Annotated in this window: 25 protein-coding genes; 12 read left to right on the top strand and 13 right to left on the bottom strand. The window is 72.6% G+C overall.

The genetic code is table 11. The annotated features are described in order from the left end of the window. Positions 1-8 precede the first annotated feature (8 nt). Positions 9-3,047 (top strand): helix-turn-helix transcriptional regulator, encoded by a 3,039-nt coding sequence (locus M0M48_RS30905; RefSeq protein ID WP_308220330.1) that lies wholly within the window; start codon positions 9-11, stop codon positions 3,045-3,047. A 25-nt stretch (positions 3,048-3,072) separates the two neighbouring features. Continuing rightward, the gene (locus M0M48_RS20425; protein ID WP_257752535.1) at positions 3,073-4,497 is read left to right on the top strand and encodes a cytochrome P450; all 1,425 of its coding nucleotides are present in this window, start codon (positions 3,073-3,075) and stop codon (positions 4,495-4,497) included. On the opposite strand, the gene M0M48_RS20420 is transcribed toward M0M48_RS20425, so the two are convergent. Continuing rightward, complete coding sequence (locus M0M48_RS20420) at positions 4,439-4,933, bottom strand: hypothetical protein (protein WP_257752534.1); 495 nt, start codon at positions 4,931-4,933, stop codon at positions 4,439-4,441. The two genes, M0M48_RS20425 and M0M48_RS20420, sit on opposite strands and share 59 nt — an antisense overlap. A 138-nt stretch (positions 4,934-5,071) precedes the next feature. Between M0M48_RS20420 and M0M48_RS20415 the strand changes: the two genes are divergently transcribed. The 3 genes from M0M48_RS20415 to M0M48_RS20405 are packed head-to-tail and all read left to right on the top strand — an operon-like array spanning position 5,072 to position 6,531. Next, entirely contained in the window at positions 5,072-5,527 is a 456-nt protein-coding gene (locus M0M48_RS20415) for a MarR family winged helix-turn-helix transcriptional regulator (protein WP_215812778.1), read from the top strand. Further along, a complete protein-coding gene (locus M0M48_RS20410) occupies positions 5,524-6,156 on the top strand; it encodes a hypothetical protein (RefSeq protein WP_257752533.1) in 633 nt (210 codons plus the stop codon). Before M0M48_RS20415 ends, M0M48_RS20410 begins: the two co-directional genes overlap by 4 nt. A 9-nt stretch (positions 6,157-6,165) precedes the next feature. Continuing rightward, the gene (locus M0M48_RS20405; RefSeq protein ID WP_257752532.1) at positions 6,166-6,531 is read left to right on the top strand and encodes a VOC family protein; all 366 of its coding nucleotides are present in this window, start codon (positions 6,166-6,168) and stop codon (positions 6,529-6,531) included. A gap of 19 nt (positions 6,532-6,550) precedes the next feature. Here the strand turns inward: M0M48_RS20405 and M0M48_RS20400 are convergent, their stop codons facing one another. The 6 genes from M0M48_RS20400 to M0M48_RS20375 all read right to left on the bottom strand — a co-directional run bounded on the left by M0M48_RS20400 (position 6,551) and on the right by M0M48_RS20375 (position 12,474). Beyond that, positions 6,551-7,708, bottom strand: coding sequence for a sulfotransferase family protein (locus M0M48_RS20400; protein WP_257752531.1), 1,158 nt, complete (start codon positions 7,706-7,708; stop codon positions 6,551-6,553). Continuing rightward, positions 7,705-8,499 (bottom strand): SDR family oxidoreductase, encoded by a 795-nt coding sequence (locus tag M0M48_RS20395; protein WP_215812782.1) that lies wholly within the window; start codon positions 8,497-8,499, stop codon positions 7,705-7,707. The genes M0M48_RS20400 and M0M48_RS20395 overlap by 4 nt, the downstream gene beginning before the upstream one ends. Before the next feature lie 56 nt (positions 8,500-8,555). Further along, on the bottom strand, positions 8,556-9,500 hold the full coding sequence (locus tag M0M48_RS20390) for a hypothetical protein (protein WP_257752530.1): 945 nt from the start codon (positions 9,498-9,500) through the stop codon (positions 8,556-8,558). Between the two features lie 39 nt (positions 9,501-9,539). Then, positions 9,540-10,217 (bottom strand): Uma2 family endonuclease, encoded by a 678-nt coding sequence (locus M0M48_RS20385; protein ID WP_257752529.1) that lies wholly within the window; start codon positions 10,215-10,217, stop codon positions 9,540-9,542. Positions 10,218-10,399: 182 nt separating this feature from the next. Continuing rightward, positions 10,400-11,578 (bottom strand): hypothetical protein, encoded by a 1,179-nt coding sequence (locus M0M48_RS20380; protein ID WP_257752528.1) that lies wholly within the window; start codon positions 11,576-11,578, stop codon positions 10,400-10,402. A gap of 5 nt (positions 11,579-11,583) precedes the next feature. Then, entirely contained in the window at positions 11,584-12,474 is an 891-nt protein-coding gene (locus M0M48_RS20375; RefSeq protein ID WP_215812786.1) for a TIGR03619 family F420-dependent LLM class oxidoreductase, read from the bottom strand. Between the two features lie 47 nt (positions 12,475-12,521). On the opposite strand from M0M48_RS20375, the gene M0M48_RS20370 reads away from it, so the two are divergent. The 3 genes from M0M48_RS20370 to M0M48_RS20360 are packed head-to-tail and all read left to right on the top strand — an operon-like array spanning position 12,522 to position 14,090. Continuing rightward, positions 12,522-13,007 (top strand): nitroreductase family deazaflavin-dependent oxidoreductase, encoded by a 486-nt coding sequence (locus M0M48_RS20370; protein ID WP_257752527.1) that lies wholly within the window; start codon positions 12,522-12,524, stop codon positions 13,005-13,007. 9 nt (positions 13,008-13,016) lie between these two features. After that, the gene (locus M0M48_RS20365) at positions 13,017-13,448 is read left to right on the top strand and encodes a nuclear transport factor 2 family protein (protein WP_215812788.1); all 432 of its coding nucleotides are present in this window, start codon (positions 13,017-13,019) and stop codon (positions 13,446-13,448) included. 30 nt (positions 13,449-13,478) lie between these two features. After that, the gene (locus tag M0M48_RS20360; RefSeq protein ID WP_257752526.1) at positions 13,479-14,090 is read left to right on the top strand and encodes a hypothetical protein; all 612 of its coding nucleotides are present in this window, start codon (positions 13,479-13,481) and stop codon (positions 14,088-14,090) included. 37 nt (positions 14,091-14,127) lie between these two features. Here the strand turns inward: M0M48_RS20360 and M0M48_RS20355 are convergent, their stop codons facing one another. Further along, positions 14,128-14,979 (bottom strand): aldo/keto reductase, encoded by an 852-nt coding sequence (locus M0M48_RS20355; protein ID WP_257752525.1) that lies wholly within the window; start codon positions 14,977-14,979, stop codon positions 14,128-14,130. A 126-nt stretch (positions 14,980-15,105) separates the two neighbouring features. Here M0M48_RS20355 and dnaK point away from each other — a divergent pair, with 126 nt between their 5' ends. The 4 genes from dnaK to M0M48_RS20335 are packed head-to-tail and all read left to right on the top strand — an operon-like array spanning position 15,106 to position 19,180. Then, complete coding sequence (gene dnaK / locus M0M48_RS20350) at positions 15,106-16,965, top strand: molecular chaperone DnaK (RefSeq protein WP_215812791.1); 1,860 nt, start codon at positions 15,106-15,108, stop codon at positions 16,963-16,965. Beyond that, the gene (gene grpE, locus M0M48_RS20345; protein ID WP_257752524.1) at positions 16,962-17,531 is read left to right on the top strand and encodes a nucleotide exchange factor GrpE; all 570 of its coding nucleotides are present in this window, start codon (positions 16,962-16,964) and stop codon (positions 17,529-17,531) included. The genes dnaK and grpE overlap by 4 nt, the downstream gene beginning before the upstream one ends. Positions 17,532-17,567: 36 nt before the next feature. Beyond that, a complete protein-coding gene (gene dnaJ / locus M0M48_RS20340) occupies positions 17,568-18,749 on the top strand; it encodes a molecular chaperone DnaJ (protein WP_215812792.1) in 1,182 nt (393 codons plus the stop codon). After that, entirely contained in the window at positions 18,749-19,180 is a 432-nt protein-coding gene (locus M0M48_RS20335; RefSeq protein WP_215812793.1) for a heat shock protein transcriptional repressor HspR, read from the top strand. The genes dnaJ and M0M48_RS20335 overlap by 1 nt, the downstream gene beginning before the upstream one ends. A gap of 9 nt (positions 19,181-19,189) precedes the next feature. Here the strand turns inward: M0M48_RS20335 and M0M48_RS20330 are convergent, their stop codons facing one another. The 5 genes from M0M48_RS20330 to M0M48_RS20310 are packed head-to-tail and all read right to left on the bottom strand — an operon-like array spanning position 19,190 to position 22,620. Next, positions 19,190-20,014 (bottom strand): DUF6230 family protein, encoded by an 825-nt coding sequence (locus M0M48_RS20330; protein ID WP_257752523.1) that lies wholly within the window; start codon positions 20,012-20,014, stop codon positions 19,190-19,192. Beyond that, positions 20,014-20,934 (bottom strand): hypothetical protein, encoded by a 921-nt coding sequence (locus M0M48_RS20325; protein ID WP_215812795.1) that lies wholly within the window; start codon positions 20,932-20,934, stop codon positions 20,014-20,016. The genes M0M48_RS20330 and M0M48_RS20325 overlap by 1 nt, the downstream gene beginning before the upstream one ends. Further along, complete coding sequence (locus M0M48_RS20320) at positions 20,931-21,389, bottom strand: DUF6114 domain-containing protein (protein WP_257752522.1); 459 nt, start codon at positions 21,387-21,389, stop codon at positions 20,931-20,933. Before M0M48_RS20320 ends, M0M48_RS20325 begins: the two co-directional genes overlap by 4 nt. Further along, a complete protein-coding gene (locus M0M48_RS20315) occupies positions 21,389-22,129 on the bottom strand; it encodes a DUF6230 family protein (RefSeq protein ID WP_257752521.1) in 741 nt (246 codons plus the stop codon). The genes M0M48_RS20320 and M0M48_RS20315 overlap by 1 nt, the downstream gene beginning before the upstream one ends. Next, positions 22,126-22,620, bottom strand: a complete 495-nt coding sequence (locus M0M48_RS20310) for a DUF6114 domain-containing protein (protein ID WP_215812798.1) — start codon at positions 22,618-22,620, stop codon at positions 22,126-22,128. Before M0M48_RS20310 ends, M0M48_RS20315 begins: the two co-directional genes overlap by 4 nt. Between the last annotated feature and the right edge of the window lie 31 nt (positions 22,621-22,651).

Genomic DNA, 22,651 nt, shown 5'->3' with positions numbered 1-22,651 from the left:
GCCGGCACGTGACCGCGGTGACCGCGGTGAGCGCGGTGTCGGTCCGCGGCGCCATGATGGTGCCCGTGGCCGCACACAGCAGCCTGACCATGGTCGGGCGCGACGCCGAGCTCGCTGAGGCGAGCGCGGTGCTCGACGACGCCGTCCGGTCGGCCGAGACCGGCACCCCCCACCGGGTGGTGCTCCTCTCGGGGGACGCCGGCGTCGGCAAGACCCGCCTGCTGCGTGCCCTGCGCGACCACGCGCTCGAGCGCGACTGGCAGGTGCTGGCCGGCCACTGCCTCGACTTCGGCGACAGCGCCCTGCCGTACCTCCCGTTCAGCGAGGTGCTGGGGCGGATCGCGACCCAGCGGCCCGCGCTCGTCGACGAGGTCGCCGCGCAGCACCCGGCGCTCGAGCGGCTCCGGCCCGGCCGGCGTACGCGCTCGGCGGGCGAGTCCGACGACGAGCACCGCCGCGCGACCGATCGCGGGGACACCTTCGGCGCGGTCCAGGCGATGCTCGAGGCCGCGGCCGCCGAGGCGCCCGTGCTCCTCGTCGTCGAGGACCTGCACTGGGCCGACCAGTCCACCCGGGACATGCTCGGCTACCTCTTCACCCGCACCTTCGAGCAGCCCGTCGCGATCGTCGCGTCGTACCGTTCGGACGACCTCCACCGCCGGCACCCGCTGCGCCGGCAGGTGGCGGAGTGGTCCCGGCTGCCGCAGGTCGCGCGCCTGCCGCTCGCTCCGCTGCCCGAGACGGCCGTCCGGGCGCTGGTGCGCGAGCTCCAGCCCCGCGGGCTCGACGCCCGTGCCGTCGCCCGGATCGTCGAGCGCGCCGAGGGCAACGCCTTCTTCGTCGAGGAGCTGGTCGCCTCCGGCCACTGCGCCGACGTGCCCGACGACCTCGCGGACCTGCTGCTGGTCCGCCTGGACGGGCTCGGCGAGGCCGCGCGCCACGTCGTACGGGTGGCGAGCGTGGCGGGTCGCCGGGTCTCCCACGACCTGCTCGCCGGCACGGCCGACCTCTCCGCCGGGGCCTTCGACGACGGTGTGCGCCAGGCGGTCGAGATGAACGTCCTCGAGGCCGGCGGCGACCGTTACTCCTTCCGGCACGCGCTGCTCGGCGAGGCCGTCTACGACGACCTGCTGCCCGGCGAGCGGGTCCGGCTCCACGCCCGGTACGCCGACGCGCTCGCCGGCAGCCCCGGCCTCGGGACCGCCGCCGAGCTGGCGCTCCACGCCCGCCGCGCCAACGACCTCGACCGCGCGGCGACCGCGAGCGTCGAGGCCGGCGACGAGGCGATGGAGGTGGGCGGCCCCGACGAGGCGGCCGACCACTTCCAGCAGGCGCTCGAGCTGCTCGAGGACCCCGAGCGGGGCGAGCGCATCGACATCGACCGCGCCAAGATCGTGGTCAAGGCGGCCGACGCACTCACCGCCGGCGGCGACGCGCTGCGCGCGGCCCAGCTGCTCGGCGCCCAGCTCTCGGCGACCGCCCGGCAGCCCGAGGGGATGCCCGACGCGGCCCGCGCCCGGATGCTCAGCCGCTATGCCGACATCCTGATGATGACCGAGATCGCGCTCGACGCGGTCGCGCTCTCGTCCGAGGCGGTCGCGCTGAGCCCGCCCGGCGAGAGCATGCTGCGCGCCAAGATCCTCGCGGCCCACGCCCGGATCCTGGTCAGCTACCACCCCGACCGCGCCGACGAGGCCGAGGCGTTCGCGACCGAGGCGCTGGCCCTCGCCGAGCGCCTCGCGATGCCGGCGCTGACCGCCGACATCGTCACCACCCTCGGTGGGCTGCGGGTCAAGATCGCCGACGGCGACGAGCAGAGCCGGCTGCGCGAGGCGCTCGTCGCCGCGGTCGACCACGCGGTCGCCGCCGGCGCGGTCGACGCCGAGGTCCGCGGCCGGTGGCTGCTCGGCCGCTCCTACCAGGACACCGGCGACTGGGCGCCCTCCGTGCAGTGGTTCGAGTCGGCCCTCGGCGGGGTCGACCGGATCGGCCTGGTCTGGGCGCCCTACGTCATCGACTCGCGCTGGCAGCTCACCTGGATCCGCTACGCCCTGGGCGACTGGGACGACGTCCTGTCCCTCGTCTCGGTCGTCGACGACCAGGCCGGGCCCGACATCCCGCGCGGCATCCTCGAACCCGCCCGCTACGCCGTGCTCAACGCCCGCGGTGTCGCGCCCGACGAGGTCCGGGCCGGGCTGGCCCGGCTCCGCCGGCTGTGGCGCGACGAGGGCGGGGTCGCGGTCTTCGCGGCCGGGGTCGAGATCGAGGTGGCCGCGCTGCGTGGCGACGCGGCGACCGCGCTCGCGACGTACGACGAGGTGATCGGCGTCCTCGCCCAGATCTGGCACGACCACTTCGGCGGCCGGGTGCGGCTGGTCGCGACCACGCTCGACGCCGTCGCCCGGGCGATGCCGCGGGCCACGGCCGCCGAGCGCCGTACCCTCCTCGACCGGGCCGACCAGCTCCGTGCCGACAGTGACGCCGTCCTCGCCTGGCACCGTGAGCGGGGCAGCCCGTGGGGTCCCGAGGGACAGATGTGGGAGGCGCGGGTGCTCGCCGAGCACCTGCGGGTCCGCTGGCTGGCCGGTGTCCCCGGCCCGCGCGACGAGCTCGTCGACGCCTGGTCGGCTGCCCTGACCCGTGCGGTCGACTTCGGTCACGTCCCCGAGGAGGCCCGGATCCGCGCCGCCTCGGCCCAGATCCACCGGCTCCTCGGCGACACCGCCCGGGCCCGCGACGAGGCCGCCGCGGCACGGGCCCTCGCCGAGAGGCTGGGCGCGCCCGCACTCGTCGCCGACCTCGTCGGCGAGGGGACGACGGCGCCCGCCGCCGCGCCCGGAGCGACCCCTGCGGTCACCCTCACCGCCCGCGAGCTCGAGATCCTCGCGCTCGTCGCCGAGGGCCGGACGAACGGCGAGATCGGCAAGCAGCTCTTCATCAGCACCAAGACGGTGAGCGTCCACGTCTCCAACATCCTCGGCAAGCTCGGCGCGGCCGGGCGGACCGAGGCGGCGGCGATCGCCCGGCGCGACGGCCTGTTGGACTGAGCTACCAGCGAGTAGCGTCGACCTCGTGACGACCGAGGTCCCCGCACCCGCGCCCCCTGCCGACGACACGATCGCGCTCACCATGAGCCGGTTCCGGTCGATGAGCGTCGTCGGCGGGAGCGGCCTGCCGCGCGTGCCTCTCGACCAGCTGCCGCCCGGTCCGCGGTGGCCGGCCCTGGTCCAGACGGTCGCGCTGATGCGCTTCCGGCACCAGTTCCACCCCTGGCTCCAGCGCCGGTACGGCGACGCGTTCACCCTCAACCTCGTGCCCGGCGGCCGCCCGCTGGTGCTCTTCACCGCCCCCGAGGCGACCAAGGAGATCTTCGCCGGGGACCCCGAGGTCTTCCATGCCGGTCGCGGCAACGCGATCCTCGGCCCGATCATGGGCCAGCACTCGCTGCTGCTGCAGGACTCCACCGACCACCACCGCGCCCGCAAGCTGCTCATGCCGGCGTTCCTGGGCCACGCACTGCGCGGGTACCGCTCGATGGTCGCCGAGGTCGCCGCCGACGAGATCGGCGGCTGGCGCGAGGACGAGACCTTCCGGGCGCTGGAGCGGATGAACGCCCTCACCCTCGAGGTCATCCTCCGCGTCGTCTTCGGCGTCACCGACGAGCGCCGGCTGGCCCGGCTGCGGCCCGCCGTCAACCAGACCGTCGAGATCAGCCCCGCGATCCTCCTCGGCTGGGCGTACCCGCGGCTGCAGAAGCTCGGCCCCTGGCGCCGCACGGTCGACAACCAGGTCGAGCTCGACCGCCTCATGTACGCCGAGATCCGCGAGCGCCGCGCCGCCGACGACCTCGACGAGCGGACCGACGTCCTGTCCCGGCTGCTGTCGGTCCACGACGCCGACGGCGAGAACGGGCTCTCCGACATCGAGCTGCGCGACCAGCTCGTCACGCTGCTGCTCGCCGGCCACGAGACGACCGCCTCGGCCCTGTCGTGGGCGCTCGCCGAGATCGGCCACCGCCCCGACCTGGTCGCCCGCGCCCAGCGCGCCGCCGACGAGGGCGACGACGCCTGGCTCGAGGCCGCGCTCAAGGAGTCGATGCGGCTGCACCCGATCATCCCCATGGTGGTGCGGACCCTGATGAAGCCGGCCACCGTCGGCGGCCTCGACCTGCCGGCCGGCACCACCGTCGGGCCCTCGATCATCGTCAGCCACCAGCGCGACGAGAGCTTCCCCGACCCCGAGGTGTTCCGCCCCGAGCGCTTCCTCGGCCCGGCCGCGCAGACCCCGCCGCTCAACGTCTGGATTCCGTTCGGCGGCGGTGTGCGCCGCTGCATCGGCGCCGGCTTCTCGCTCATGGAGGGCGTCGAGGTGCTTCGCGAGGTCTTCCGCCAGTACGACGTCACCGCGGTCGGCTCCGACGTGCCCAAGGTCCGCAACATCACGAGCGTCCCGCGCCGGGGCGCCCGGATCCGGGTCCGGGCCCGGGCGGCGCGCTGACGCCCGGCACCAACGTCGCCGCGACCTCCTCGAAGACGTCCGCGTAGTCGGCGTAGTCGGCGCGCGCCACCGACCCGGTCAGCGTCACCCCGACCCCGTCGACCAGCCAGGACCACTGCTCGGCGACGACCTCCAGCGTCCCGAGCCGGTGCCGCAGCCGGTGCCCGATGCGGTGGTAGACCACCGCGCGGCCGTCGAGGTCGAGCCGGTCGGTGTCCTCGACGTCCAGGCCGTCGAGCTGGCCGGCCAGGGCCGCGAGGGATTCGGCGCGCCAGCGCGCGAGGTCGCCCGCGACGGGTGTCGTGCGGACCACGATCTCGGGCGCGAACCCGCTCGGCGGCGTCATGGGCGCCCGCGCGTGCAGGACCAGCCCGGAGGCCGGGTCGGAGCGCGTGGACCAGCGGTGGGGGACGGCGAGGGTCACGGTGACGGTCATGGCACCGGTGTGCGCGCGGCGCCGGAGGCCCAAACCCAGTGCTTCCGGGCCTGTGGACGGCCGCGGAGAACGGCTGTCGCCAGCGCTCGGGCTCCCTGACTTATGTGAATTGCCTGCATCGTGTAGTACCTTCACGATATGAGCCGCGAGCAGGGTCAGCCCACCGCCGTCGACCAGGTCCTCGAGCTGGTCGTGCTGCTCCACCGCGACATGCAGCTCTCGTTCGAGCGCGACGGGCTCACCGAGGCCCGGGCGCGCCTGCTCTGGGTGCTGCGCGGGGGACCGGTCACCCAGCGCGAGCTGGCCGACGCGCTCGCGGTCACCCCGCGCAACGTCACCGGACTGGTCGACGGCCTCGTCGCCACCGGGTACGTCGCCCGCGCCCCGCACCCGACCGACCGGCGCGCCGTCCTGGTCACCCTCACCGACACCGGGACCACGCTGCTGACCTCGATGGTCGACGGCTACGCCGAGATGCACGAGGTCCTCTTCGGGGCGCTCTCCGAGCGCCAGCTCCGCGACCTGCGCCGCACGCTGACGCTCGTCAACGACCGGCTCCGGGCCCGCGTCGAGCAGGACTGGGGCACGCCGTGAACGCCCTGCGCGCCATCGGCCGCTTCGTCCGGCTCGAGGTCCGGCTCTACGTCGCGCTCGGCCGCTGGCTCGCCCGGCGGGTCGACGTACCGGAGGGGGCGAGGGGCTGGGGCTACAGCCGGATGGTGACGCCGGTGATGTGGCTGTGGATCTTCGGCTCGGCGTGCGAGCTCCCGATCGCCCACGTGCTGGTGCCGTGGGAGGGCGTGCGGATCGCGCTGCTCGTCGTCGGCGTCTGGGGCCTGGTCTGGATGATCGGGCTCCTGGCCAGCCTCAAGGTCTATCCGCACCTGGTCACCCGGACCGGTCTGACGGTGCGCTTCGGCACGCTCGCCCGGATCGCGGTGCCGTGGACCGCGATCGCCGAGGTGCGCTACGACGACCGCGACATCGAGGGCATGGTCCGCACCCTGCGCCCCCGCGAGACCGACGCCGGCACCGAGCTCCACGTCCCGGTCAACAACCGGGTCAACGTGGTGCTCGTGTTCGCCGAGCCCCTGCCGGTCCCGACGCCGAAGGGCGTCGTCGACGCGGTCGCGCTCGGGATCTGGCTCGACGACCCGCGCGACTTCGTCGCCGCGACCCGCGCCGCGATCGCGTCAGCCGGCTCTGTCGGAGGTCCGGTCTAGCGTCGGTCCATGGCCATCGCACGCAGTCCGCAATTCGTCCTCGACTGTCCCGACCCGCGCGTGCTCGCGGAGTTCTACGGCGCCCTGCTCGGGTGGCCGTCGCGCGTCCACGAGCCGGGGGTGTGGATCTCGATCTCCTCGGGCGAGCACCACATCCACTTCCAGGCCGTCGATCCCGACACCTACCGGCCCCCGCAGTGGCCGGGCCAGGAGGTGCCCCAGCAGGTCCACCTCGATGTCGACGTCGACGACCTCGACGAGGCCGAGGCGGCGGTGCTCGCGCTCGGAGCGACCAAGCACGAGCACCAGCCCGGGACGACCTTCCGGGTCTTCCTCGACCCGGCCGGTCATCCCTTCTGCCTGTGCCAGGGCTGAGCCCGCCCGGCCGGCCCGGTCAGCGCACGAACGACGCGCGGACCTCGTCCTCGGTGATGCCGTAGTCCGCGAGGTCGTACTGGTGGGCCGGGCGGCGCGGACCGCTGCGCGACTCGTCGTCGAGCTTGCGGACGGCGCTCTGCGCCTCGGCGCTCCAGGTCAGCCCGAAGGCGTCGTAGATCGCGCCGACGGTGCCGACCGGGTCCTGCACGAAGCCGCGGTAGTCGACGTCGAAGAACTGGCTCTCGTCCGCCTTCTCCCGCGCCTGCCAGAACGCGTCCCACTGCCGGGTGAGGTGGCCGAGCTGGTCGCGCCCGAGGGTCTCGCCGACGAAGGTCGTCGAGTGCCCGTCGGTCGCCTCGGCGGACAGGGAGCAGGCCGACGCGACCGAGGTGACCGGGTCGCGCTGGGTCATCACGACCAGCGCGTCGGGGTAGACCTCCAGCAGCGCGTCGAGCGCGATCAGGTGCGACGGGTTCTTGAGCACCCAGCGCTTGTCCTGGTCGTTCAGGCCGATCAGCTGCAGGTTCCGGCGGTGCCGCTCGTAGGCGTCGGTCCACGGCTGGGTCGCCAGCCAGCGCGAGTACGCCGGCACGTGGGCCAGCGACTCGAAGCCGAGCGACTTGCCGGTCTGGCGCAGCACCCGCCAGCACTCCTCCGGCTCGGTGGCGTCGGAGTAGTGGATGCCCATGAACTCGGGGTTGGTGATGTGGTGCTCGCGGAACGCCGCCTGCATGGCGTTGAAGACGGGGTCGTCCTCCCAGGTCTCCCGCGGCGGGCGCGGCTGGGGGAACTCGGTCAGCCACATCTCCAGGCCCTGGTTCGCCGGGTCGGCGCAGAGCAGCCGGCTGAGCGCCGTCGTACCGGTCCGGGGGAGGCCGAGCACGAAGATCGGCCGCTCGATCGCGACGTCGGCGTGCTGCGGGAACTCGGTGAACCGGGCCTGGGTGAGCAGCCGGGCCACCAGCGCGCTCTTGACCTGCGAGCGCATGAAGTAGTTGCCGACCCCGGTCAGCCCGGCCTCGGCCGAGCCGAGGTCCTCGACCAGGATCCGGAACGCCTCCTCGTGCCCTGGGGCGTCGGCGAAGCCGAAGTCGGTCAGGCCGGTGGTGCGGGTCGCCGCCTCGCAGATGTCCTCGAAGGTGCCGACGTCCGCGCGCTGGCGGGGCTCGCTCATGCGTGGAACTCGCCGCAGTCGACGTTGAGCATCTGCCCGGTCACCGCGGAGGCAAGGTCGGAGGCGAGGAACAGCGTCGCCCGGGCGACCTCGTCGGGGGTCGCGAGCCGCTTGAGGTCGGTCGGCGCGGCCTTCTCGGCGTACACGTCCTCGTGGGTGCGGCCCGACTCCTGCGCGATCCAGTCGAAGTAGGCCTTGTTGACGTCCTCGTAGATGTAGGACGGCGCCACGCTGTTGACCCGGATGCCGCGCGGGCCGAGCTCGGTGGCGAGTGACTGCGCGAGGTGCTCCAGGGTGCCCTTGGAGAGCTTGTAGCCGGAGTACTCGGGCTGGCTGCTGTAGATGACGCAGGAGTTGACCATGATCACCGAGCCGCCGACCTTGTCCTCGGTCGCGGCGAGCGCGTCGGAGAACAGTGCCGAGAGGCGCAGCGGCGCGAAGACGTTGGTCTCGTTGGCGTTGCGCAGGCCCTCGAGGTCGAGCGTGCTGATCGGGTCCATCGGCGGGATGCCGAACGCGTTGTTGATGAGGCAGTCGACCTTGCCGAACTCGTCGAGGGAGGCCTCCACCAGCGCCTTGCGCTGGTCCTCGTCGGTGATGTCGGTCGGGACGACGAGCGCGCGGCGCCCGTAGGACCGGACCACCTCGGCCATCTTCTCCAGGCGCTCGGGGGTACGGCTCGCCAGGACGAGGTCGGCCCCCATCTTCGCGGCCTCCTCGCCCAGGGAGCGACCGAGCCCCGGGCCGACTCCGGACAGTACGACGACCTTGTCGGTCAGCAGATCCACCATGGCCGACAGGGTAGAACGTGTTTCAGTTTTGCGGAAGGGGGTCGGTGCGATCGAGGTCACAGACCGGGCAGCGCAGGCGTGAACTCCAGGGCGACGTACGGCTCGTTGTCGTCGATCTCGTCGTCCGGGTAGACCGCGGTCGCGACGTGCCGCACCCCGTCGAGCGTGAGCGTGACCCGCATCGTGAACGGGAAGCCGCCCAGCCGGGACGCCGCCCGCGCCGGCGCGTCCGGTCCGTCGAACCCGAGGTCACCGACGCACGACCCGCGCGAGCGCCGCGCCGTGATCGTCGTCCCGCGGCCGTTGCCGGCCCGCACCTCGATCTCGGCCGTGGCCTGCCGCGGGCTCGCGGCGAGGCCGGTGACCGACAGCTCCAGGCCGTAGCTGTCGGGCTGCCCGTCGTGGTCCGCGATCAGCGCGAGCCGGGCGGCCGGGGTCGGCATCGGCCCCGCCTGCGGCATCGTCCAGCGCAGCGTGCCCGCCATGTCCCCCCGGCCGGACGCGAACAGGCTGACGTCGTAGGTCCCGGCGGGCCCGAACGGCCGCAGCCGGTACCACCCGTCGCCCAGGTCCTCGACCGGCGCGGTGAGCACGCGTCCCCGGCACCCCTCGAACCGCCCGGAGCGCCCGGCGCGTCCCGCGGAGGTGACCTCGGTCAGGCCCGCCGGCTGGAGCCGGAACCGCGCCACCGGCACGTGGATCAGCAGCTCCGCCGGCGACCCGACCTCGGGCGGGTCCGCGAGGACGCCGTCGACGCACCCACCGGTGACGCAGTAGGTGTCCGGGTGCAGCGCGAGCTCGCGGTCGTCGTACCGGACCCGGAAGGGCGGGGGCGCCTCGATGCCCGTCGGGCCGCGGGTCGGTCCGGCGGTCGTCGTCGCGGTCGCGGCTGCGGGCGGGCGCGTCGCGGTCGGGGACGTGGTCGCGCCCGTCGTCGCCTCCGTCCCGCAGCCGGTCAGGACGGCCGCGAGCAGGAGGGTCGGTACGACGAGCGGGCGCATGGTCGTACGACGGCTCCCGGGTGCCGAAGGGTTCCCTCGTCAGGGCAGCAGCGCCGCCGGGTCGAACCGTACGACGACCGGCTGGTCGACCTCGACCGTCTGGCCGGCGCCCCAGGTGCCGAGCTCGGCGTAGGCGCCCGCGTGCAGCCCGAAGGCGATCACCCGGACCGGGTCGAGCTCGATGCGCCAGTAGCCGGGGATGCCGGCCTCGGCGTAGGCGGCGGCCTTGAGGGTGCGGTCGGTCCGGCGGGTGCTGGGGGAGGCGACCTCGATCACCAGGACGGCGGCGGAGGCCGGCTGCTCGGCCGCCTTCCAGTCGACCTCGGCCCGCCGGACCACGCTGATGTCGGGCCCGACGAGCGAGCGGTCCAGCCGCATGCCGATCTCGCGGAGCGCGACCAGGTCGGCGCCGACCTGGTCGGTGAGGAGCGCGCGCAGGTGGTCGGCGACGAGCTGGTGCAGGGGGTTGGGCTGCGCGTTCACGAACAACCGCCCCTCGACGACCTCGAACAGGTTGCCCTCGGGGAACCGGGCGAGGTCGGCGGGTGTCCACGGCAGGCCGGTCGCGGGGTCGGTGGCGACGACGAGCGTGCCGTCGAGGATCTCGACCGCCCAGCCGTCCTCGGCCCGGAACCGGGCGAGGTCGGCGGCGAGCCACGGGGTGAGGTGGTCGGAGAGCAGGGCGACCGCGACGTCGGGTTCGGTGCGGTGGGCCATGGATCGAGTGTGTCAGCGGGGTGGGTCATGGACCAAGGCTCACCGGGCGCGGGCGATCGACGAACCGCGACGACCTGGCCTGGGGACGACGACGCCGCCCGGCACGGGGTGTGCACGGGCGGCGGTCGTTCGTGGGGCGGGCGGGACGGCCGAGACGAGCAGGGCGGCCGCGGGGCCCGGGCTCAGCTGATCATCCGCCGCGCCACCGCCCGCTGCCGCGCCGCGATCCGCTCCGCGTAGGCCGCGGCCGACAGCCCCGCACCTCCCGCCGACCCGGCGAGCCGGGTGGCGACCTCGGCGACCGGGACGATCTCGACGGTGGGCCCGTCCGCGGCGGTGAGGTCCCGGGAGAGCTGCTGCCAGCGCAGCATGATCGGGCCGGTGCGGTGGCCGGTCGTCTCGAGCCAGTTCGCGGTCGGGGCCGGGGCGCCGTCGACGAGGCCCGGGGGCCGCTCGGAGATGACGAAGCGGAGGAGCCCGTCGTCGTCCGCGACGGCCTGGGCCTTGGTCAGCGACGTCTGGTGGGTCTCGTAGTCGGTGGAGGCGTACCAGTTCGAGCCGATCTGGACGGCCTGGTAGGCGCAGTCGTCGCAGCGGGGGACGGTCACGATCATCGCCTCGTCCTCGGCGAGCTCGTAGTGGCCGATCGAGGAGAACTGCGAGGAGAGCCCGCCGGGGGTGGAGGCGGGGGTGGTGAGGGTGTTGACCGGCTCCTTGAACTGGAAGAAGTGCGGGAACGCGAACCAGGTCTGGATCGAGCCGATCAGCGAGCGGGCGGCGACCTCGTACTTCTTCTGCAGGGTCTCCGCGGAGAGCGGACGGCGGGCCCGGCCGAGGGTGTCGGTGCGCTCGATGGTGAGCGTGCCGCGCGCCTCGGTGTCCCAGTCGTTGAAGACCTCGCGGACGATGAGCGTCTTGGCGCCGGGCTCGGCGACGTAGGTGAACGAGAAGGTCCCGTCGTCGGCGATCTCCAGCTCGCGGTCGTCGAAGGCCATCAGCGAGGTGGCGGCCGACGAGGCGTTGTAGGTCCCGCCCATCACCTGGAACGAGAGGTCCGCGGAGGTGCCGCGGCGGCCGCGGACGACGTACTCCACGCCCTCGCGCAGGTAGGCGTGGAAGTAGACCGCGTCGGGGTTGTCGAGGCCCTGGCGCGAGAACTGGTGCGTCGGGTTGATGAAGAGCGGCTGCTCCAGGTCGTAGTCGAAGGCGGTCTGGAGGGCCATCCGGATCCGGCCGGAGAGGTAGTCGTAGCCCTCCAGCCGGTCGGCCTCGGTCGTGATGAACGGCGCGTTCGCGATCAGCTCCTCGGCCTCGGCGATCGCGTCCTGGAGGGGCTTGGTCAGCCCGAGGGACTCGCTCATGCCGATCAGCCGTTCGCCTTGGCGATGATGTTCTCGGCGTACTGCTCGAGGTGCTTGATCTTGGTCTCGAGCGGCTCGGTGTCGGGGCCCTTGATGTAGGGGACCCGGAAGCCGACGATGCAGTCGGTGACGCCCTTGTCCTCCAGGCGCTTGATGCCGTCGAGGGTGTAGGCGTCGTACGAGATCACGTGGACCTCGAAGTCGTCGCGGGTGTCCCCCTCCTCGGCGCGGATCTCGGCGAGGCGGGTGAGCAGGCGGTCGAGCTCCTCGCCGTCGCCGCCGGCGTGCATCCACCCGTCCCCCTTGCGGACGGCGCGCCGCAGCGCCGCGTCCGAGTGCCCGCCGACGAGCAGCGGGATCTTCTCGGTCGGGGCGGGGCACTGCTGGAGCGGCTCGATGTCGTAGAACTCGCCCTGGTAGCCGAAGAAGGTCGGCTCCTCGCCCGGCTGGGTCAGGCCGCGCAGGATGTCCATGCACTCGTCCATCCGCTTGCCGCGCTTCTCCCACGGCACGCCGAGGGCGGCGAAGTCCTCGGGCCAGGGGGAGAGGCCGACGCCGAGGCCGAGCCGGTTGCCGGACAGGAAGGCGAGCGACGAGGCCTGCTTGGCGACGAGCACCGGCGGCCGGATCGGCAGCTTGAGCACGAACGGCGTCAGCCGCAGGCTGCTCGTCACCGCGAAGAGGTGGCTGCACAGGATGAACGTCTCGATGAACTGCTTGCCGAGCAGGAACTCGCGGTCCCCGGTGTCGGTGTAGGGGTACTTCGAGTCGGACTCCTGCGGGTAGATCAGGCTGTCCGCGATGGTCATCGAGGTGTAGCCCGTCGCCTCGCAGGCCTGGGCGAGCGGGGCGTAGTAGTCGGCGTGGGTCATGCCCTCGGCGAAGGAGAAGCGCATGACCGCCACACTAGAACGCGTTCTAGATTTCTGCCAGAGTGAGTCCCATGGCAGCCACCAAGCCGAAGCCCGACGGCCTCGACAAACCGATCGTCACCACGATCATCAAGTACGCCGCCAAGGCCAACGTGAAGGTCTACCGCCTCACCAACGGCCGGATCGGCGCGAAGTGGCGCATCGGCGCGGGCTGGAAGAAGCCGGTCCCGGTGCTGCTCCTCGACCACGTCGGCCGCAAGAGCGGCACCCGGTTCACCACGCCGCTGCTCTACCTCGCCGACGGCGCCGACCTGGTCGTCGTCGCCTCGCAGGGCGGGCTGCCCAAGAACCCGCAGTGGTTCCACAACCTCGTCGCGAACCCCACGACCACCGTGGCCGTGCCCCGCGAGCGCTCCCGGGCGGTGCGCGCCCGGGTCGCCGGACCCGAGGAGCGGGCCGCGCTGTGGCCCCGCCTCGTCGACCTGTACGCCGACTTCGACAACTACCAGGCCTGGACCGACCGGGAGATCCCGGTCGTCGTCCTCGAGCCCCGCTGAGGAGACCCGATGGACCTACAGGAGCTGATCGACCGCGCCGAGATCACCGACGCGATCACGCGCTACACGCTCGCCGTGGACGAGGGGGACTTCGACCGGCTCGACACCGTCTTCACGCCCGACGCGCACATCGACTACACCGAGAGCGGGGGCGTGGTCGACACCTTCCCGGTGGTCAAGGCGTGGCTGGCCGAGGCGCTGCCGGGCTTCTCGAAGCACCGGCTGCACACGGTCGGGCAGGTCGCCTTCGACTTCGCCGAGGGCCGCGACGAGGCCGCGGTGACGGCGTACTTCCACAACCCGATGCGGATCTCCGACGGCCAGGGCGGCGAGCGCGTCGTCGAGGTGGGCGGGCTCTACCGGCACACGTTCGTGCGGACGGAGGCGGGCTGGCGCTCGCGCCGGCTGCACGAGCAGGTGGTCTGGACGCGCGGTTTCTGATTTCTTCGGGCGCCCTGGACAATGGGCAGGGTGAGCGACCAGCAGGAGCCCCGTGCCGACCGTCCCGTCCTCAACGGACTGGTGGCGCTGGTCGCCGTCGCGGTCGGGGTCGGCCTGATCCTGGGGCTGGTCGCGATGGTCGGCTCCAAGGTGCTCGGCTTCGGCGGCGACGACGGTGACGCGGCCGCCGACACCACGGTGCGCCAGTCGATGTACCTGCCCACGCCGGCCAAGACCGACGAGCCCAGCGGCCCGCTGATCACGCTCCACACCCAGGACCCCGACGAGACCGACACGTCCTCGACCGACAGCACCGACGAGCCGAGCGACGACCCGACCGCCGAGTCGACCGAGAGCGAGTCGCCCAAGGCCGGCGAGATCTCGCTCCAGCCGCTCCAGACGAGCGTCGCCTCGGGCGAGCGGATCTACTTCAGCGGCGTCTACCCCGGCGGTGAGGGCGCGATCCTGCGCGTCCAGCGCTGGGAGAACGGCGGCTGGGCCGAGTTCCCGGCCAGCGTCGGCGTCACCAACGGCACCTTCTCCAGCTATGTCTTCACCGGCGTCGGCGGGCTGAACCGGTTCCGCGTCGTCGACAGCGACAGCGGCACCGTCAGCAACGAGATCCGGATCCAGGTCGGCTGACGGCGGCTGACCGCCGCCGACCCGGACCCGCGCGGGCTCAGTCCGCGCCGGGGATCCAGTCGAAGGTGTCCGGGTGCGGGCCGGTGCGCCCGGCGTCCCCCTCGTCGAGCGCGGCGATCGCGGCGACCTGGTCGGGGCTGAGCGCGAAGTCGAAGATCGCCAGGTTCTCGGCCATCCGCTCGGGGCGCACGCTCTTGGGGAAGACGATGTCGCCCCGCTCGACGTGCCAGCGCAGCGTCACCTGGGACGGCGTCCGGCCGACCTCCTCGGCGATCCGCACGATCGTGGGGTCCTCGAGCACCCGGCCGCGGGCGATCGGCGACCACGCCTCGACGAGCGCGCCGTGACGCAGGCTCGCGGCGCGGGCCTCCTCGTTGGTGGTGAAGGGGTGGACCTCGATCTGGTTGACCGCGGGGACCACGCCGGTGGCCGCGACGATCCGGTCGAGGTGGTCGGGCTGGAAGTTCGAGACGCCTACGGACCGGGCCCGGCCGTCGGCGGTGAGCTCGGTCATCGCCTGCCACGTGGCGACGTAGTCGCCGTCGTACCGGGTCGGGAGCGGCCAGTGGATGAGGAAGAGGTCGACGTGGTCGAGGCCGAGCCGCTCGAGCGAGGCGTCGAAGCTGCGGCGCACGTCGTCGGGCCGGTGGAAGCTGTTGTTGAGCTTGGTGGTCACGTAGACCTCGTCGCGGGGGAGACCGGCGGCGGCCAGGGCGGCACCGACGCCCTCCTCGTTGCCGTACATCTGCGCGGTGTCGAGGTGGCGGTAGCCGGCCTCGAGCGCCTGGGTCACCACCGCCTCGGTGTCGGCGAGCGGCACCTGGAAGACGCCGAAGCCGAGCTGGGGGATGGACGTTCCGTCGTTCAGTGCGAGGCGAGGAATGCTCATGGCCCCACTTTCTCAGGCGGCCGGGAACAACCCCGGGGTCCGACCCGTTGGACCCTATGTCAGACTTGAGTGCATCCGGCTCAACTAACTTGAACCACCACCCCGAATCACGGAGGAGAGACACACATGGCACGAGCTGTCGGCATCGACCTCGGTACGACGAACAGCGTCGTCGCGGTCCTCGAGGGCGGCGAGCCCACGGTCATCGCCAACGCGGAGGGAGCCCGGACCACGCCGTCCGTCGTCGCCTTCGCCAAGAGCGGTGAGGTGCTCGTCGGCGAGGTCGCGAAGCGCCAGGCGGTCACCAACGTCGACCGCACCATCCGGTCGGTCAAGCGCCACATGGGCACCGACTGGACCCAGCACATCGGCGACCCCGTCGACAAGGACTTCACGCCCCAGCAGATCTCGGCGTTCATCCTGCAGAAGCTGAAGCGCGACGCGGAGGCCTACCTGGGCGAGACCGTCACCAACGCGGTCATCACCGTCCCGGCGTACTTCTCCGACGCCCAGCGCCAGGCGACCAAGGAGGCCGGCGAGATCGCGGGCCTCAAGGTCGACCGGATCGTCAACGAGCCCACCGCCGCGGCGCTGGCCTACGGCCTCGACAAGGGCGACGACCAGACGATCCTCGTCTACGACCTCGGTGGCGGCACGTTCGACGTGTCCCTGCTCGAGATCGGTGAGGGCGTCGTCGAGGTCAAGGCGACCAGCGGCGACAACCACCTCGGTGGCGACGACTGGGACAACGCGATCGTCGAGTGGATGGTCAAGAAGTTCAAGGACGCCAACGGCGTCGACCTGGCCGCGGACAAGATCGCCGCCCAGCGCCTCCAGGAGGCCGCCGAGAAGGCCAAGATCGAGCTGTCCTCGTCCAGCGACACCACGATCCACCTGCCCTACATCACCCACGGCGAGAACGGCCCGCTGCACTTCGAGGAGCGGCTGACCCGCTCCGAGTTCCAGCGGCTGACCGCGAGCCTGCTCGAGCGCACCAAGGCGCCCTTCCAGAACGTCCTCAAGGACGGCGGCCTCGCGCTCTCCGCGATCGACCACGTGGTCCTCGTCGGCGGCTCGACCCGCATGCCGGCCGTGACCGACCTGGTCAAGGAGATGCTCGGCGGCAAGGAGCCCAACAAGGGCGTCAACCCCGACGAGGTCGTCGCCGTCGGCGCCGCCCTCCAGGCCGGCGTCCTGGCCGGTGAGGTCAAGGACGTGCTGCTCCTCGACGTCACCCCGCTGTCCCTCGGCATCGAGACCAAGGGCGGTGTCTTCACCACCCTGATCGAGCGCAACACCACGATCCCGACCAAGCGTTCCGAGATCTTCACGACCGCCGACGACAACCAGCCGTCGGTCGAGATCAAGGTCGCCCAGGGCGAGCGGGCCATCTGGTCGCAGAACCAGGGCCTCGGCAACTTCGAGCTGACCGGCCTCCCGCCGGCTCCGCGCGGCGTGCCGAAGATCGAGGTCACCTTCGACATCGACGCCAACGGCATCGTCCACGTCTCCGCCAAGGACCAGGCGTCCGGCCGCGAGCAGTCGATGACGATCTCCGGCGGCAGCGCGCTGTCCAAGGACGACATCGACCGCATGGTCAAGGAGGCCGAGCAGTACGCCGAGGAGGACGCCAAGCGTCGCGAGGCCGTCGAGGTCCGCAACCAGGGCGAGCAGCTCGTCTACACGACCGAGAAGTTCCTGGCCGACAACGGCGACAAGATCCCGGACGACGTCAAGGCCGAGGTGACCACCGACGTCGAGGCGCTCAAGGGCATCCTCGAGAACGCCGAGGCGGACTCCGAGGACCTGACCGCCGCCATCGCCAAGCTGGGTGAGTCCAGTCAGAAGATGGGCGCCGCGATGTACGCCGCCGCCGAGGCCGACTCGGCTGCCGCGGGCGGCACCACCGGTGCCACCGGCGAGGCCGACGACGACGTCGTCGAGGCCGAGATCGTCGACGAGGACACCGAGGGCGACACCAAGTGACCGAGGAGAACCTCACCCCGGAGGAGGGGGAGCTGCAGGAGACTGCGGCTCCCTCGCCCGAGGGCGAGGAGCCCGAGGCGGCCGCGAGCCCCGAGGCGTCCGAGGCGTCCGAGGTGCCCGAGGCCGAGGCCGACGAGCTGACCGTCACCAAGATGGAGCTCGAGGAGCGCACGCTCGACCTGCAGCGCCTGCAGGCGGAGTTCCTCAACTACAAGCGCCGGGTCGACCGGGACCGCGAGCTGCTGCGCGAGAACGCGACGTACGCCGCGCTCACGCCGATCATCGACGTCCTCGACACGATCGACCGGGCCCGTGAGCACGAGCCGCTCGAGGGTGGCTTCAAGGCCACGGCCGAGCAGCTCGAGCGCGTGGTCGCCGGACTGGGACTGGTCAAGTTCGGCGAGGTCGGCGACGCTTTCGACCCGACGGTGCACGAGGCGCTCTCGCACATCGGCACCGACGCCGAGGTCGAGGTGACCACCTGCAAGGTGATCGCCAAGGCCGGCTACAAGATGGGCGACCGGGTGGTCCGCGCGGCACAGGTGCTCGTGGTCGACCCCGCTTGATGAACGACACGACAACGACGAGGAGGGAGGTGCGCGATGAGTGACGACGGCATCCGGTCCGACTGGGCGACCAAGGACTTCTACAAGGAGCTCGGGGTCGCCAAGACCGCGTCGCAGGACGAGATCAAGAAGGCCTACCGCAAGCTCGCGCGCGCCAACCACCCCGACTCGCACCCCGACGACACCGCCAAGCACGACAAGTTCAAGGCGGTCGCCGAGGCGTACGACGTGATCGGCGACGCCGAGAAGCGCACCAAGTACGACCAGGCGCGCGACATGTTCCGCCGGGGCGGCTTCCCGGCCGGCGGCGGTTTCGGCGGCGGTGCGGGCTTCGGCGGTGGCGGCAACGTCAACGTCGAGGACCTGCTCCGCGAGCGGGCCGGCGGCGGAGGTGGCTTCGGCGACCTCTTCGGCGACCTGTTCGGCGGAGGCTTCACCCAGAGCCGCCGGGCCCAGCGCCCGGCGCGCGGGGGAGACCTCGAGACGACGGCGACGATCGGCTTCACCGAGGCGCTCGAGGGCGTCACGGTGTCGCTGCGGATCAGCTCCGACGGTGCCTGCGCGACTTGCCACGGCACCGGCGGCAAGCCCGGCACCCAGCCGCACGTCTGCCCGACGTGCGAGGGCAGCGGCTTCGTCACCGCCTCGGTCGGTGGGGCGTTCTCGATGAACGAGTCCTGCCCGACCTGCGGTGGCCGCCAGCTCGTGTACGACGACCCGTGCCCCACGTGCCACGGCACCGGGCGCGGTCAGTCGGCGCGCACGATCCAGGCCAAGATCCCCGGCGGGGTCAAGGACGGCCAGCGGATCCGGCTGCGCGGCAAGGGCGCCCCGGGCGAGAACGGCGGTCCGGCCGGCGACCTCTACGTCACCGTCAAGGTGACCGGGCACCGGGTGTTCGGCCGCAAGGGCGAGAACCTCACGATCGACGTCCCGGTCTCGTTCGCCGAGCTCGCGCTCGGCGCCGAGATCAAGGTGCCCACCCTGGGTGGCGCGCCGGTGACCCTCAAGGTCCCGGCCGGCACCCCCAACGGGCGCACCTTCCGGATCCGCGGCAAGGGTGCGGTCAAGGGCGAGTCCCGTGGCGACCTGCTCGCCACGGTCGAGGTGCAGGTCCCGAGCAACCTCGGCGCGGAGGCGAAGGAGGCGCTCGAGGCCTACGCCGCCGCGACCGCCGACACCCCGCTGCGCGCGGGTCTCTACGACGAGGCGCGCTGATGAGCGCCGTCCGTCCGCCCCAGGGCCCTCCCGGTGCGGAGGATGCCGTCTACGTCATCAGCGTGGCCGCGCAGCTCAGCGGTCTGCACCCGCAGACCCTGCGCACCTACGAGCGCGTCGGGCTGATCACGCCCGGCCGCACGGGCGGCGGCGGACGGCGCTACTCCTACCGCGACATCGAGCGGCTGCGCGAGATCGCCGACCTCACGGCGTCCGGCATCGGCATCGAGGGGGTGCGCCGGATCCTCGACCTCGAGAACGCCGTCGTCGCCCTGCGCGCGCGCAACGCCGAGCTGGTCGCCGATCTCGACGCCGCGCACGAGGCGCTGCGCCAGGCGCTGGCCGCCCGGCCGGTGCCGCGCAGCAACCTCCCCGCGCTGCCTGAGGCGCCGGTCGGCCAGTCCGTCGTGGTCTGGCGCCGGCACTCCTGAGCCGCTGCCCTAGCGCGGGTAGGTCCCGAGCCGGGCCTCGGTCCAGCACGACCGGTCGTCGATCCCGTCGGGGGTCGCGTTCGTCGTGCCGTTGGCGTTGAAGCCGATGTCGTCCTTGAACGGCAGCACCTTGATCACCAGGTTCGGCAGCGTGATGTCGCCGGTGACCTGGGCCTGCCAGAGCTGGCCGTAGACCTGGGTCAGCGCACCCCGCGTCGCGTCGATGCCGGTGAAGCCCTGGCCGTTGACGTGCCCGCCGTTGCCGGTGCCCGAGTAGGCCTGCGGCCCGGTGCCGTCGGGGCGGTAGAAGCCGCCGTCGTACGTCGCGGGGACCCCGAACGGGTTCGCCGTGTACGGCGGCGCGCCCGGCGCCGTGGTCAGGTCGGTCGTGGCCTGCCCGATCTGGGTGCTGCCCTGGAGGTTGATCCCGGCCCCGCGCAGGCTGGTCACGTCGAGCGCGGCGTCGGCCGCGGTGATCTCGGCGGCGCTGGTGCCGTCGCCGGCGGTCAGCTTGAGGGTGACCTTGATCGGACCGAGCGACTCGGTCTTGGACACGCACAGGCCGTCGAGCGAGGCGCGGGCGAAGCCGGCGCGCAGCAGGTTCTTCCAGGTGCCGTTGCCGAGCCGGACGGGGGCCATGCCGAAGGCGGCGTCGTCGGCGGTGATCCGCGAGGACGAGAAGGTGGCGTTGCCGTCCTGGACGATGATCCGCGCGTCGAACCCGAACGCCTCGTGCCAGGTCGCGGTGCCCAGGCCGGCCAGGGCGGCGAACGAGACCGCGAGCGCGCCCGCCGTACGGCGCCAGCGGGTCCCGTGGCGGGGCGTGGCGTCCATCAGCCGACCGAGATCGTGGTGTGGGGCAGCTGGACGGAGTTGAGCGGGTTGCCGGAGCCGTCGACCGGGACCTGGGTGTAGGGATCGGTCGGGTTCTGCCGGTGGGTGACGAGGTAGAAGAAGTCGAGGTTGACCCCGAGCAGCGTGTAGTTCGAGCCGCCGCCGAGCCACTGGGCGAGACCGCCCGCGAAGTCCTCGGCGCTGAGCTCGCAGGTGCCGCCGATGCCGAGGAAGCCACCGCGCGCGGTGCCGCCGACGATCCCGCAGGCCAGGTGGGTCGCGGTCGGCAGCTGGGCGACCGGCACGGTGAACGAGCTGGAGGCCGTGGCGAGCACCTCGGTCCAGACGCCGGTGCCGCCGATGGTGATCGCCTGGTCGGGCTTGATCGTCAGCCGGTAGGGCGTGGCGGACTTGGGGGCGGGCGCGTCGCCGCTGTCGGCGTACAGCTGGATGTCGGTGGTGCCCGCCGCCGGGCAGGTGGAGACCGGGTTGGTCTTGGACGTGCAGAACTGCAGCCCGCTGAACGCCACCTGGTAGAGGTCGGTGCGCGAGCCGGCCGCGGCGTAGTAGACGGTGCCGGGGAGCTTGCGGCCGTACGCCGTGCGGATCTGGCCGATCGCGGCGTCCGGGTTGGACGTGGCGACATTGCCCGACTGCAGGTGCCAGCGGACGCCCGCGAGGCAGGGATAGGTCCGCCCGGCGGCGTTGAAGTCGCCCGAGCCGTTGTCGAGCTGGACCTCCTGGCGCCGCTGCTGGGGGTTCGCGCTGCCCGGCTGGTCGCAGGCGAACGGCTGGTAGGCGCCGCTCTGGGCCTGGCCGCGCGCGTCGTCGCCGACCCGCGGGACCAGGACCGCGGCCGTCACCACGGCCAGCGCCGCGAGGACGACCAGCAGCCGCTGGCGGCGTACCGACAGGGTCACGCGGACACCGGGGTCGTCGAGGCCGTCGGGGTGGTCGTGGTGGTCGCCCGGCGGCGCCCGCCGCGGACCCGGCGCGGCCGCTTCTCGCCCCAGGCCCAGATCATCGAGCCGCCGAGGATGCCGAGCACCGAGCCGACCAGGTAGCCGCCGAGGTTGACCGAGACGAAGGCGCCGAGCGCGAGCAGGACGGCCAGGATGCCCACCAGCCCGCGGTAGTGCGGCGCGAACCAGGCGACGAGGCCGAACAGCACGAGCGCACCGCCGAGGATGTAGCCGGCCGAGTAGCTCCACCCGCCGCTGACCGCGAGCACGAACGAGAAGTACATCGACCGGACCAGCCAGGCGCCGGCCAGCACGCACCACAGGCCGCCCCAGAACGGCCGGGTACCGCGGAACGTGCGGAAGCCCCGTCGTCCCGCGCCGAGCACGCGCAGCGCCTGCGCCGCGGCGGCCATCAGCCCGCCGCCTGGGTCGGGCAGTCGGCCTGGGTCTTGTGCCCGGGCAGCACCTTGATCTTGAGGTTCGGCAACGTGATCGCCCCCTGCAGGTTGATGCCGTAGGTGTCGCCGCCGAGCCCGCCCACGTTGAGGCGATCGACGGAGAGCCCGAAGTTGCCGGCGCTCGGCCTGCTCTGGCCGGCCGGCCACTGGATCCCCGCGGTGGCGTCGACGGTGTCGGCGCTCTGGCCGAGGTTCATGCCGCTGATCAGGTTGCCGAAGCCGCTGAGCGAGCGGGAGTTCACGAACAGGTTGCTCGCGGTGATGTGGTTGCCGCCGGTGAGCAGTCCGTTGGCGTCGAAGGTGAGCGTGTTGCCGGCGCCGTCGGTGGTGGTGTTGGTGCCGTTGGCGAACGAGCTCCGCACCGGGACGCCGGCAAGGATCATCAGCGTCACCTCGCCCACGACCGGGATGCTCTCGTGCGCGATCGCGCAGAGCCCGGCCAGCTTGGCCGAGCGGATGCCGAGCTCGGCGACCCCGCCGTCCTGGCCGGTCGCGGTGTCGTTGGTGGCGAGGAAGCCCGCGGCCTGGGCGCCCTGGAGGTAGTTCGAGTAGAGCTCGAACTCCTGGTTCGCCGTCGTGAAGTTCACCGCCAGCACGTTGCTGCTCACCAGCTGGAACATCGCGACCAGCGCGGCGAGCCCGCCGGCGAGCGGCACCAGCGCCCGCCGGCGGGTGCCCATCCGGGCGTCGGTCATCGTCGGGTCCGCTTCTGCGCGCGCCGCTCGGCGCGGGCGGCGTCCTTGGCGGCGAAGCGCTCGAGCTGCTTCTCGGAGTACGGCGTCCACGAGAACACCAGTCCGGCGCCGAGGATGCCGAGCACCATGCCGATCAGCCAACCCCCCAGGTTGGCCAAGGGCAGCGAGGCGACGGCGAGCATCAGCGCGACGATCGCCGGGAAGTGCCGCTGGGCCGGGACGACGACCGCGATCCCCGCGGCCGCGGCCATGCCGCCGGCGATCAGCAGCGGCGTGATGCTGCGGACCCCGACGGTCGTGTAGAACTCGAAGGTCCCGCCCAGCAGCGGGCGGGCGATGAAGTAGGCGCCCAGGGCGAGGATCACCGCGCCCCAGAACGGCCGGGTCCGGCGGAAGCGGGCGAAGCCCCGCCAGAGCGCGACGGGCCGGCTGGCCCGGACGGTGGTGACGGGGGCGGCCTCGGCCGCCGGGGTGGTGACGATGTCAGTCATGCGAGGTCCCTACGAGAAGGCGGGTGCCTCG

Source organism: Pimelobacter simplex (genome assembly GCF_024662235.1).
Classification (GTDB): Bacteria; Actinomycetota; Actinomycetes; order Propionibacteriales; family Nocardioidaceae; genus Nocardioides.
This window is presented reverse-complemented; position numbering and strand designations above follow the sequence as displayed.